This window comes from Massilia eburnea, from assembly GCF_050709955.1.
Classification (GTDB): Bacteria; Pseudomonadota; Gammaproteobacteria; order Burkholderiales; family Burkholderiaceae_D; genus Rugamonas; species Rugamonas eburnea_A.
The window spans coordinates 68,006-78,413 of the sequence record NZ_JBNZFX010000007.1 but is presented as its reverse complement, the minus strand read 5'-3'; the positions used below and the strand labels follow the sequence as shown (position 1 = coordinate 78,413).

Genomic DNA, 10,408 nt, shown 5'->3' with positions numbered 1-10,408 from the left:
GAACCGCCCCGGCCGCCCGCGCGAGCAGATCGGCGCCGACGTCGAATCCGGCCTGGCCGAAGTAGAGGCATACGGCCAGATGGTGCTGGCCAATCCGGACTTCATCACCCGCCTCAAGACCAACGCCCCGATCAACCTCGCAGACCGCAACACCTTCTTCGGCGGCAGCGCGGCAGGCTACACCGATTATCCAACCCTTACGCCATGAGTTAACTATAAGTTACTAAATTTGAGTAACTTTTGATTATTTTGGGCCTGTTGGGGAGATTTTAACTAGATTAATTCTCTCCAATTGTCACTAAAACACATCTTAGTGCCTTAAAACTATCACCAAATAATAAATATATATAAGCGAAACATCTCGTTACGAGTGATACACAGCTATACTTCTGGGCTGAAAAAAATACCCAAGAGAAATAAATGTTGTGAAAAAGAATAGGATTGGCCGCGCAATTTGCGTTCGGCCTTGGCGCAGCTTTGCCTGCGTTGGCGCAGGTCGATCCTGCATTGGCAAACCAGGAACTACAACGCCAGGAGCAGCGGGAGCGCGAACGCGCGCGCCAGGATGAGGCCAAGCCCGACGTTCGCCTGCAGCGCGAGGTCAGGTCCGCCCAGCCACTTTGGCCGGAAAACGAGTCACCGTGCTTCCCGATCCGCCGTGTCTTCCTGGAAGGCGAACCTGGCCGGCGAATTCCAGTGGGCGCTGAAAGCCGCCGACGGTGCGCTAGGCCGTTGCCTTGGCAGCGCCCGGCATCAATGTCCTCGTCGGGGAAGTCCAGAACGCGCTGGTGGCCCAAGGCTATGTTACCGCCCGCGTGCTGGCGGCCCCGCAGGATTTACTTACCGGCGAACTGCACCTGAAACTGGTACCGGGCCGCATTCGCGCACTGCGCTATCCGGAACAGAAGCCAGCGTTCGACAACGCACTGCCGCTTGCCGCTGGCGAGTTACTGAACCTGCGCGATATCGAGCAAGGGCTGGAGAACCTCAAACGCGTCCCCGGCGCGCAAGCGGATATCGAAATCGTGCCTGGCGAGCAGCCCGGCGAAAGCGACCTGCAAGTGAAATGGAAGGGCGGGCCGCGCCTATCGATTCAGCGCTTCGGTTGACGACAGTGGCAGCCGTTCGACCGGCACCTACCAGGGCGGACTCACGCTTTCGGTCGACAATCCCTTTGGATTGCAAGACCTGTTCTACCTGACCATCAACCGCAATGTGCCGGGCGACAGCCCTGGCGGCGAATATAGGCACCAGCGGCTATGCCCTGCATTACTCGGTGCCGTTCGATTACTGGCTGCTTTCGCTGCAACTGAACGACTATCGCTACCGCCAGACCCGTGGGCCGGCGCCTTCCACGACTACATTTATCGCGGCACCAGCAACACCGCCGAACTGAAGCTCTCGCGCCCTGGTCTATCGCGACGCCACGCGCAAGACCACGCTGTCGCTGCGAACCTACCAGCGCGGCAGCCGCAACTACATCGATGACATGGAAGTGGAAGTCCAGCGCCGCCGCATGGCCGGCTTCGTGGCAGGCGTCGCACACAAGGAATTCATCGGCCCCGCCACCCTGGACAGCAACCTGACCTGGAAGCTGGGCACAAGCTCATATGGCAGCCTGCCGGCGCAGGAAGAGGCCTTCGACGAAGGCACCGCCCGCCCCGCGCATCTTTAATGCCGATGTGACGCTGAACTGGCCCCTGACCAAATCACTGTCCTACCAGGCCGCTTGGCGCCGCCAGTGGAACCGCACACCAAGCTGATTCCACAGGACCGCTTTTCCATCGGCGGCCGTTACACCCGTACGCGGCTTCGACGGTGAAGCCAGCCTGTCGGCCGAACGCGGCTGGCTGCTGCGCAATGACCTGAGCTGGACCATCCCCGAGACCCGCCACCAGCTTTACTTCGCGCTGGACCACGGCGCCGTCTCCGGCCCGTCCGCTGCGCTGCTGCGCGGCACCCCACCTGACCGGCGCCGCCCTTGGCTGGCGCGGCCAGTTTGGCGGCTTGAGTACCGACTTCTTTGCGGGCAAACCGGTGAGCAAACCGGACGCCTTCCGCACCGCCAGCGTTGCCACTGGCTTCAACCTGAATTACGAGTTCTGAGCATCATGAATAAACTTCGCTACCGTATCGTTTTCAACAAAGCACGTGGCATGCTGATGGCTGTGGGCGAGGACGCCCGCAGCTGCTGCAAAGGCGCCGGCCAGACTGGCGCGCTCGACTAGTTCGGCGCCTGCCCGTAATGGGACACCCTGCGCTGCGCCGACTGACCTTTCCTGTTCGGAGCGGCCTTTGGCGGTTTCCTTTGGGCCAGCCACGTGCAGGCGCAGATCATCGCCGATCCTAAAGCGCCAAGCCAGAACCAGGCCATCGTGCTGAAGGCGGCTAACGGTGTGCCGCAGGTGAACGTGCGTGAGCCAAGTGCCGCCGGCGTTTCGCGCAACGTCTATTCGCAATTCGACGTGGCCAAGGGCGGTGCAATCCTGAACAACTCGCGCTCGAACGTGCAGACGGAACTGGGCGGTTGGGTTGAAGCCAATCCTTGGCTGAAAGCGGGCGCCGCGAAGGTGATCCTGAACGAGGTCAACTCCAACAACCCGAGCGCACTGCGCGGCTATATCGAAGTGGCGGGCCAGAAGGCGGAAGTAGTGATCGCCAACCCGTCCGGCATTTCCGTGGACGGCGGCGGCTTTATCAACGTGAGCCGCGCAACGCTGACCACCGGATCGCCGTTCATGACGGACGGCCGTCTGGCTGGCTATGACGTGCAACGCGGCCAGATCGTGCTCGATGGTGCTGGCTTGGATGCGAGCAAGACCGAGTACACGGCGTTGATCAGCCGTTCGCTGGTGCTGAATGCATCCCTGTGGGCGCAGCGCCTGAACGTGGTCACCGGGCGTCAACAAGGTTGCGGAGGGCGAGTCGCCAACCGTGACGGAGGTTGGCCAGTCAACCGATTGCTGCGCCGCAGTTCGCGATCGACGCTTCGCGCCTGGGCGGCATGTATGCCAACCAGATTTTCCTGGTCGGCACTGAAGCCGGTGTCGGCGTACGCAACGCCGGCGAGATCGGCGCGGCGGCGGGCCAACTGGTCGTCACTTCCGAAGGGCGCCTTGAGAATACCGGCACGCTGGCCGCATCGAAGGGCATGCAGGTAAATGCGCGGGAAGCGGTCGAGAACAAGGGCAAGATGCAGGCGGGCGAAGACCTGGCGCTCAAGTCGGCTTCCGTGACCAACACCGGCAGTGTGTACGCTGGCGGGCAACTGGTTGCCGCAGTGACTGGCGATGTCGACAACCGTAGCGGCAGCATCGAGGCACGCCGTGTCGAGCTGAGTAGCGCGAGCGGCACCCTGCTGAACGGCAGGCGGCAAGATTGTGCAGGGCGGTTCGTTCCGCGCTTGAATGTGAACATTGGCAGCACCAATAACTCGGATGGCGTGTTGGGCCAGGCAGCAGCCAGCACCACGGACGGCACCGGCGGCAGCACTGGCACCGGTACTGGCGAAGGGACCTCCAGCGGCGGCGCCGACGCAGGCACGGGCGGCACGACAGGCTCCGGCAGCACCGGCGGCAATGGAACCGGCACCGGAACAAACTCCGGTGGCACCCCGGTTCCGTCCCTGCCAGCGGGGCGAACTCAAATTCGCCGCCATGGACAACCAGCACGGCCTGGTCACCGCTACTGGCGGCATCAACCTGGACACCACCCGCGCTGACCAACCAACGCGGCCAGGTCAACCTGCGCACGCTGAAAGTGAACGGGCGGCGCCCTGGATAACAGCCAGGGCCAGATCGGCGTGCAACAAGACGCAACCCTGGCGCTCTCGAGCCTGAACAACCAGGCCGGCCGCCTGCTCACAGGTGGCGCCTTCAACGCCACCCCTCGGCGATTTCGACAACAACAACGGACTGCTGCAAGCGAGCAAACTCTCCATCGACGTCGCCCGCTACCTGAACAACGACAGCGGCACCATGCTTCACTTGGGCACCAGCGATGCCGCTATCAACGTCGGCGGCAAGTTCCTGCAAGCCAGCGGCAAGCTGGAAACCGCAGCAAACCTGACCCTGCGCGCCGGTGAAATCTCCGGCACCGCCAGCAAATTGAACGTCGGCGGCAATCTCACCCTGAATAGCGGCACCACCGCCACTGAACAGGGCGACTGGCGCATCGGCGGCAACGCACGCCTGGAAACCGGCGCACTGGACCAACACCTCCGGCGCCCATCGCCGCCCGCTGGCGACCTGTCGCTGAAGGCCGACGCGTTGAACAACCTGCACGGCCAGCTCTCGACCGGCGGCCAGGCAGCCATGCAAATTGCGGACGACGTGGACCAACACGTCGGGCGTAATCCAGGCAAACAAAGGCCTGAACCTGCAAACCGGCGGCGCGTTGCGCAACCAGGACGGCTCCATCGAAACGCTCGGCAGCCAAAGCAGCCTTGTTGTGCAAGCCTCTGCAATCGACAATGGCACCGGCCGCATCGTCAACACCGGTAGCGGCCCACTCGCGTTGAAGGCCGCAACCATCAGCAACACCGGCAGCATCGGCAGCAATGGCGCTATGAACATCGATGCCGCCACGCTGACCAACGCTGCCCAAGGCCGCATCACTGCCACCAGCGACGTGAACATGAACGTCAGCTCCCTGCTGAAAAACGAGGGCAGCATCAGCAACGGCGGCAGCTTCACCATGTCGCAGGACCAGTCCGCCCTGGTGAACTCCGGCGAAATCCTGTCGAAAGGCCCACTGAAGATCGAGAACAGCTCGATCGACAACCGCGACGGCACGATCGCCACTGCTGAAGGCAGCACCAGCCGCATTGACATCACCTCCGGCTCCCTGAAAAACGACGCAGGCACAATCCGCGCCGATGGCAGCGCATCCGCGCACATCGCCGGCGACGCAAGCAATGCAGCCGGCTACCTCGGCTCCGGCAATACACTGGACCTGCGCGCCGGCACCGGCATCAACAATGACAGCGGCCGCATTGAAAGCAGCGGCGACCTGTCCCTGGCCGGCGACTCCCTGACCAACCGGGCAGGCAGCATAGTTTCCGCCGGTACCGGCCAATCCTCGCTCTCTATCAACCGCTACATTGCCAACAATGGCCTGATCGGCAGCAACGGCGGCCTGACCGTCAGCGCAGACAGCCTGACCAATGGCACCGGCGGGCATTGTCACCGCCATGTCCGACCTGGACTTGAAGGTGCGTACTGACCTGAACAACCTCGATGGCCAGATCAGCCACACAGGGTAAACTGAATTTTGACCAGCAGGGTGCCCTCCCTGCGCAACAGCGGCGCTATCTCCTCAAAAGGTTCCGCGAACTTGAGCGCGCGCGAGATCGACAACCGCGACGGACAGATCATCACCGCCAGCGGTTCCAGCATCTCGGCCCATGTTGGCAAATTGGATAACCGCAGCGGTATTGTGAGTTCCGGCGCTGATGCAACTCTTACCGTCGCAGGTGCCATCGACAACAGCAGCGGTGAAATCCAGGCCGCGCATGCGCTGCGCTTGGGACGCGGGCGGTGCGGTCACCAACACCGGCGGGCCTGGTCCAGGCGACCAGCGCAGGCAGCACGCTGCACTTGAACGCAGGTTCGATCGACAACACGACCGGCCGAATCGTCAACGTCGGCGCCGGCAATACCAGCGTCGCCGCGACCGGCCACATTGAAAGCAGCGGGCAGATCGCCGGCAACGGCAACGTGAGCCTGTCCGCCGATAGCCTGCGCAACCAGGCGCAAGGCACCGTCAGCGCCGGCGGCGACATGTCGCTCGCCGTGCGTGCCTCGCTCGACAACGCCGGCACCGTTAGCAGCGCTGGCGCCTTGCAGTCGAACCAGACCGGCCTTTCCTTGCGCAACAGCGGCACCGTGGTTGCCGCAGGCGCCATCGACCTGACCGCAGCAAGCGTCAATAACGATGGAGGCAAGCTCGCCACGACGCAGGGCTCGAATGCCAGCGTTCTCCTCAACGCCCAAAGTGTCAGCAACCAGGGCGGCACGATCATGTCCGACAATAAAGCGGACTTGCATGTCACTGGCGACTTAGACAACCGAGGCGGCCTGTTACAAGCACGCACAGACCTTGATCTGCAATCCGGCGGCACCGTGAAGAACGACGGCGGCAATATCGAAGCTGTTTCCCCGCCACCAGCACCTTGCGCCTGAAAGCGGGCGAACTGGGCCAACGGCACCGGGCCGTATCGTCAACGTTGGCAATGGTGCGACTACGCTGGACGCCGACCATGGCATCACGACCAACGGCACAATCGCTGGTAACGGCGCGCTGCAAATCTCCGCCGCCACGCTTGAAAACCAGGCTAACGGCACAATCGCGTCCGCACAAGGCATGACCGCCACGGTGACCGGTTCGCTGGCCAATGCCGGTACGATCAACAGCGGCGGCAAGCTGGCAAGTCAACGCCAACGGCGCTACGGCCAGCAATAGCAAGGTGATCGTCTCGCAAGGCGAGATGACACTGCACGCCGGAGACTTCAACAACGATGGCGGCCAGCTCGCCACCGCCAAAGGCTCCGGCGCGGTACTGGCAATCGACGCCGCCTCGATCAGCAACCGCAGCGGCGTGATCATGTCCGACGCAGCGGCAACGATCGACAGCGCCGGCAAGCTTGATAATACGCAGGGCACCGTTCAATCCGCCGGCTCGTTGGATGTTAGCGCCGCAGGTGCAATGAGCAACAACGGCGGCGTGGTGGAGGCACTGGCCCCCGAATGCCACGCTCGACCTGCACGCCGGCTCGCTGGCAAATGGCACCGGCCGCATCGTCAACGTCGGTACCAATGCCACCACCGTGAACGTCGACACCACGTTGGATAATGCTGGCCTGATCGCAGGCAATGGCAACCTTGCTATATCTGCAGCCGACCTGACCAACCGCACCGGCAGCAGCATCGCCGCATCCGGCGGAAAACTGGACATGACGGTTGGCCACGGTATGGACAACGCAGGCGCAATCAGCAGCCGTAGCACCTTCACGCTGAACGCAGGCGGCAAAGCCGTACGTAACAGCGGCCAGCTTGTCAGCGGTACCGATGCGAACTTCGCAACGGGCGCTTTTCAATAACGATGGTGGCCAATTGGTGACCGTCAAGGATGGCGGCGGCAACCTGCGCCTGGACTCTGACAGCATCAGCAATACCAGTGGGCGCCATCGTTTCCGACGGCAGCGCAAACATTACCTCGCGCGGCGCCTTGGGCAACCAGGGGGGCGTGATTGAATCGTCGGCACCGAACGGCACGCTCAGACATCGCAGCCAGCGACATCAACAACGGCACTGGCCGCATTGTCAATGTAGGCACGGGCGCCACCAACCTGACCGCAACTGGTGCAATAACCAACAGCGGCCAGATTGCCGGTAACGGCGCGCTCAAATGCGGTTGCGTCAACGCTGGACAACGCCAGCGCCGGCAGTATTTCCTCCGCCGGCAACCTGAATTTCGGCATGCGCCAATCCCTGAATAGCGCCGGCAAGATCAGCAGCGGCGGAACATTGACCTTCGAGCAGGCAGCCGCGCAGTTCAGCAATAGTGGCCAGATCGCTGCGGCCGGGAGCGATCAACGTACACGCCGCTACAATCAGCAACAATGGCGGTCAGATCGCAACTGCCATTGCTGGCGGCGCAAACATCACGCTGGACAGCGTAGGATCCCATGAGCAACCGCAGCGGCGCAATTGCAGCCGCAGGCAACACAAGCGTGGTGTCGGGCTCAAACTTCGACAACACCCCAAGGCCAGGTTCAGGCCGCAGGAAAACTGTCTGTCACCGCCGGCGGGGCGCTGACCAACAACAGCGGCGCGCTGGAAGCACTGGGCGCAGGCTCCACGCTGGACGTGCAAGCCAACACGATCAGCAACCTGGCGGGCCTCATGGTCAACGCAGGCAATGCACGCACCAGCATCACGAGTGCGAGCACCATCATCAGCAGCGGCACCATTGCCGGCAACGGCGCGTTGGTACTGAACGCGCAGAGCTTGCAGAATCAGGCTGGCGGTGTGATCTCCGCCGCTACTACGCTCGACCTGGCCGTGCGCCAGCAGCTCGACAACCAGGGCGGCACCATCAGCAGCGGCGGCGCGCTGGCGTTCAATCAGGCAGCAGCCTCTTTTGCAAACAGCGGCCGCCTGGCATCCGGCGGCGAGATGAGCATCATCGCCTCCAGCATCGCCAACAATGGTGGCCAGCTTTACACGGTGAGCGGCACCGGCCGAGGAATCACCCTGCAGGCTGGCAGCCTGTCCAACCTCGGTGGCGCGGTTTCCGCCGACGGCCAACTGCTTGCAACGATTGGTGGCACTGTCGGCAACAACGGCGGCACCTTGCACGCTGGCGGCGACCTGACCCTGAATGCAGGCGGCGCATTGAATAACGGCAGCGGCACCATCGAAGCTGCCGGTGCGGCCTCCAGGCTGACGGCCAACGCGCAATCGGTTAGCAGCAGTGGCCGCATCGTCAACGCTGGCAGTGGCAACACCAGCGTCACGAGCGCTAGCAGCATCACAAACAGCGGCAGCATCGCCGGCAACGGTGCACTGGACCTGCACTCCAACACGCTGGATAACCAGGCCGGGGGCCAGCTCAGTTCCGGCGCAGCCATGCTGCTGGACGTGAATCAGCAACTGAATAACCAAGGCGCAATCGGAAGCAGTGGCACGTTGACCTTCGACGAGGCCGCAGCGTCCTTCACCAACAGCGGCCAAGTGGCGGCCAAGGGCAGGGCACTGATCAACTCGTCCTCCTTCACCAATGGCGGCCAGATCTCCACCGTGAGCGGCTTCGGGCGCTGAACTGGAAATAACGACGAACAGCTTCACCAACAGCGGTCAGCTCGTGGCAGACGGCAAGGCCACGCTCTCCATTGGTAGCACCGCAAACAACGTCGGCGGCATCGTTCAAGCCGGAACCGACCTGCAACTGACGTCCGGCAGCGCACTGTTTAATAATGGCGGCGTGAATCGAAGCGATTGGCGTCAGGCAGCAACCTGACCATCAACAGCGACTCCATCGACAACGGCACCGGCCGCATCGCCAACAAAGGCAGCGGCGCCACCAGGCTCCAGAGCCGAGGCGGGATCACGAACCACGGCACCATAGCCGGCATGGGCAGCTTGCTGCTGTCTGGCTCCACAATGTGGAATGGCGTCTCGGGCATCATTGCTTCCGGCCAGGGCATGGACTTGGCGATTACACAGCAGCTCACGAACCAAGGCAAAGTAAACAGCGGCGGCACGCTGACCTTCAACCAGGCCGGCTCAGGCTTCGTCAACAGCGGCCAGGTACTCTCCGGCGGCAACGCCTACATCTCGCGCGCAATACGTGAATAACGACGGCGGCAGCCTTGGCACTGCGGGCGGCTCCGGCGCCGACCTGACGCTGAACACCCCGCAATTGAGGCAACTCGGGGCGGCCGCATTGCCACCGATCGCGACCTGTTCCTCTCGGCCGGTACGGTCGGCGCACTGGGCGAAATCTTCGGGGGCCGCGACCTTGCGATGAGCATGAACGGCGACTTCGTTCAAGCTGCCGGTGTGCAGCAAGTCCACTCGAACCGCGATCTGAGCCTGACGGTTGCCGGAAACATCACCAACAACGGCACCCTCGGCGCAGAAGGAACACTGACCCTGAGCGGCAACCAGGTGACCAACCAGGCCGGCGCCGTGATCGAAGGAGGCGCAGTCGCCATCCGCGCGGCTGGCGACCTGGCCAACTCCGGTGAGATCAACGGCGAAAGTGCGCTCGACCTGGTCGCCGCCAACATCAGCAACACCGCCGGCATCGTCGGCGGTAACGTGGCTGTCCGCACCGGCAACCTCAATAACACTGGCGCCAACGCCTTGATCGGTTCCACTGGCAATATGGCGCTGGGTGTGGATGGAACGCTGAACAACCTCCAGGGCGGTACGCTGTACAGCGCCGCAAGCATGTTTATTGGCGCTACCAACGGCGGCTTGAGCGCGGCAGGTGAATAACGTTTCGTCCACCATTGAGGCGAGCGGCAATTTGGACTTGAATGCGGTCACGTTGCAGAATATTCGAGACAACGCATCGATTGTCCAGGGTCACCAGAACGGAAACGGTGAATATGGCGATGCCATCCTGGTATAAACCAGGTGGGAACCCCAACGGCTACGATCCTGGTTCCAGTAACTACACGCCATGGGAAGTTTATTTCGTTAACCCGGCAGACATTCTGCAATCGGAAAAACTTATCACGCCCGATGGCTATGAGATTACCCGAGCGGTGATACGAACCCATGCCAACGACTCAGCGTTCTTCAGTGCCCTCAGTGGTTACTTTGCCAAATGGGGTTCGCGTAGCCGCATCCCAACGAGCGATGGTGTAAGGGTCATTTATTATTACGAAAGCCGTAC

General features: G+C 62.3%; 20 protein-coding genes and 2 pseudogenes. 20 read left to right on the top strand and 2 right to left on the bottom strand.

Features of this window, described 5'->3' with window-relative positions:
- From ACQ4MM_RS06605 to ACQ4MM_RS06560, 10 genes and pseudogenes are all read left to right on the top strand, one after another.
- Nucleotides 1-208 (top strand): annotated as a pseudogene (locus ACQ4MM_RS06605) (alkene reductase); the annotation flags it as partial.
- A gap of 529 nt (nt 209-737) precedes the next feature.
- Entirely contained in the window at nt 738-1,109 is a 372-nt protein-coding gene (locus tag ACQ4MM_RS06600) for a POTRA domain-containing protein (protein WP_431476637.1), read from the top strand.
- A gap of 104 nt (nt 1,110-1,213) precedes the next feature.
- Nucleotides 1,214-1,396, top strand: a complete 183-nt coding sequence (locus ACQ4MM_RS06595; protein WP_431476636.1) for a ShlB/FhaC/HecB family hemolysin secretion/activation protein — start codon at nt 1,214-1,216, stop codon at nt 1,394-1,396.
- Nucleotides 1,397-1,489: 93 nt separating this feature from the next.
- Entirely contained in the window at nt 1,490-1,675 is a 186-nt protein-coding gene (locus ACQ4MM_RS06590; RefSeq protein WP_431476635.1) for a ShlB/FhaC/HecB family hemolysin secretion/activation protein, read from the top strand.
- A gap of 154 nt (nt 1,676-1,829) precedes the next feature.
- A pseudogene (locus ACQ4MM_RS06585) lies at nt 1,830-1,877 on the top strand (hypothetical protein); the annotation flags it as partial.
- A 234-nt stretch (nt 1,878-2,111) separates the two neighbouring features.
- A complete protein-coding gene (locus ACQ4MM_RS06580) occupies nt 2,112-2,228 on the top strand; it encodes an ESPR domain-containing protein (RefSeq protein ID WP_431476634.1) in 117 nt (38 codons plus the stop codon).
- A gap of 93 nt (nt 2,229-2,321) precedes the next feature.
- On the top strand, nt 2,322-3,161 hold the full coding sequence (locus tag ACQ4MM_RS06575; RefSeq protein WP_431476633.1) for a filamentous hemagglutinin N-terminal domain-containing protein: 840 nt from the start codon (nt 2,322-2,324) through the stop codon (nt 3,159-3,161).
- Complete coding sequence (locus ACQ4MM_RS06570; protein ID WP_431476641.1) at nt 3,071-3,721, top strand: hypothetical protein; 651 nt, start codon at nt 3,071-3,073, stop codon at nt 3,719-3,721. The genes ACQ4MM_RS06575 and ACQ4MM_RS06570 overlap by 91 nt, the downstream gene beginning before the upstream one ends.
- A 145-nt stretch (nt 3,722-3,866) precedes the next feature.
- A complete protein-coding gene (locus ACQ4MM_RS06565; RefSeq protein ID WP_431476632.1) occupies nt 3,867-4,502 on the top strand; it encodes a hypothetical protein in 636 nt (211 codons plus the stop codon).
- Nucleotides 4,450-5,223, top strand: coding sequence for a hypothetical protein (locus ACQ4MM_RS06560; protein ID WP_431476631.1), 774 nt, complete (start codon nt 4,450-4,452; stop codon nt 5,221-5,223). The genes ACQ4MM_RS06565 and ACQ4MM_RS06560 overlap by 53 nt, the downstream gene beginning before the upstream one ends.
- Before the next feature lie 23 nt (nt 5,224-5,246).
- Here the strand turns inward: ACQ4MM_RS06560 and ACQ4MM_RS06555 are convergent, their stop codons facing one another.
- The gene (locus ACQ4MM_RS06555) at nt 5,247-5,396 is read right to left on the bottom strand and encodes a hypothetical protein (RefSeq protein WP_431476644.1); all 150 of its coding nucleotides are present in this window, start codon (nt 5,394-5,396) and stop codon (nt 5,247-5,249) included.
- Here ACQ4MM_RS06555 and ACQ4MM_RS06550 point away from each other — a divergent pair.
- Genes ACQ4MM_RS06550 through ACQ4MM_RS06530 form a run of 5 tightly spaced genes read left to right on the top strand, consistent with a single transcriptional unit; the run spans nt 5,335 to nt 7,100 of the window.
- Nucleotides 5,335-5,601: a hypothetical protein gene (locus ACQ4MM_RS06550; protein WP_431476630.1), complete on the top strand. Its 267-nt coding sequence runs from the start codon at nt 5,335-5,337 to the stop codon at nt 5,599-5,601. The two genes, ACQ4MM_RS06555 and ACQ4MM_RS06550, sit on opposite strands and share 62 nt — an antisense overlap.
- Entirely contained in the window at nt 5,538-6,182 is a 645-nt protein-coding gene (locus ACQ4MM_RS06545) for a hypothetical protein (protein ID WP_431476629.1), read from the top strand. Before ACQ4MM_RS06550 ends, ACQ4MM_RS06545 begins: the two co-directional genes overlap by 64 nt.
- Nucleotides 6,142-6,462, top strand: coding sequence for a hypothetical protein (locus ACQ4MM_RS06540; protein ID WP_431476640.1), 321 nt, complete (start codon nt 6,142-6,144; stop codon nt 6,460-6,462). Before ACQ4MM_RS06545 ends, ACQ4MM_RS06540 begins: the two co-directional genes overlap by 41 nt.
- Entirely contained in the window at nt 6,395-6,853 is a 459-nt protein-coding gene (locus ACQ4MM_RS06535) for a hypothetical protein (protein WP_431476628.1), read from the top strand. The genes ACQ4MM_RS06540 and ACQ4MM_RS06535 overlap by 68 nt, the downstream gene beginning before the upstream one ends.
- Complete coding sequence (locus ACQ4MM_RS06530) at nt 6,828-7,100, top strand: hypothetical protein (protein WP_431476627.1); 273 nt, start codon at nt 6,828-6,830, stop codon at nt 7,098-7,100. Before ACQ4MM_RS06535 ends, ACQ4MM_RS06530 begins: the two co-directional genes overlap by 26 nt.
- 177 nt (nt 7,101-7,277) lie before the next feature.
- On the opposite strand, the gene ACQ4MM_RS06525 is transcribed toward ACQ4MM_RS06530, so the two are convergent.
- Complete coding sequence (locus ACQ4MM_RS06525) at nt 7,278-7,562, bottom strand: hypothetical protein (RefSeq protein WP_431476643.1); 285 nt, start codon at nt 7,560-7,562, stop codon at nt 7,278-7,280.
- On the opposite strand from ACQ4MM_RS06525, the gene ACQ4MM_RS06520 reads away from it, so the two are divergent.
- The 5 genes from ACQ4MM_RS06520 to ACQ4MM_RS06500 all read left to right on the top strand — a co-directional run bounded on the left by ACQ4MM_RS06520 (nt 7,450) and on the right by ACQ4MM_RS06500 (nt 10,005).
- Nucleotides 7,450-7,692, top strand: a complete 243-nt coding sequence (locus tag ACQ4MM_RS06520; RefSeq protein ID WP_431476639.1) for a hypothetical protein — start codon at nt 7,450-7,452, stop codon at nt 7,690-7,692. The two genes, ACQ4MM_RS06525 and ACQ4MM_RS06520, sit on opposite strands and share 113 nt — an antisense overlap.
- 18 nt (nt 7,693-7,710) lie before the next feature.
- Nucleotides 7,711-8,823, top strand: a complete 1,113-nt coding sequence (locus tag ACQ4MM_RS06515; RefSeq protein ID WP_431476626.1) for a hypothetical protein — start codon at nt 7,711-7,713, stop codon at nt 8,821-8,823.
- A 43-nt stretch (nt 8,824-8,866) separates the two neighbouring features.
- The gene (locus ACQ4MM_RS06510; RefSeq protein ID WP_431476625.1) at nt 8,867-9,022 is read left to right on the top strand and encodes a hypothetical protein; all 156 of its coding nucleotides are present in this window, start codon (nt 8,867-8,869) and stop codon (nt 9,020-9,022) included.
- The gene (locus tag ACQ4MM_RS06505) at nt 9,001-9,360 is read left to right on the top strand and encodes a hypothetical protein (RefSeq protein ID WP_431476624.1); all 360 of its coding nucleotides are present in this window, start codon (nt 9,001-9,003) and stop codon (nt 9,358-9,360) included. Before ACQ4MM_RS06510 ends, ACQ4MM_RS06505 begins: the two co-directional genes overlap by 22 nt.
- Before the next feature lie 174 nt (nt 9,361-9,534).
- Nucleotides 9,535-10,005: a hypothetical protein gene (locus tag ACQ4MM_RS06500; protein ID WP_431476623.1), complete on the top strand. Its 471-nt coding sequence runs from the start codon at nt 9,535-9,537 to the stop codon at nt 10,003-10,005.
- Nucleotides 10,006-10,408: the final 403 nt, after the last annotated feature.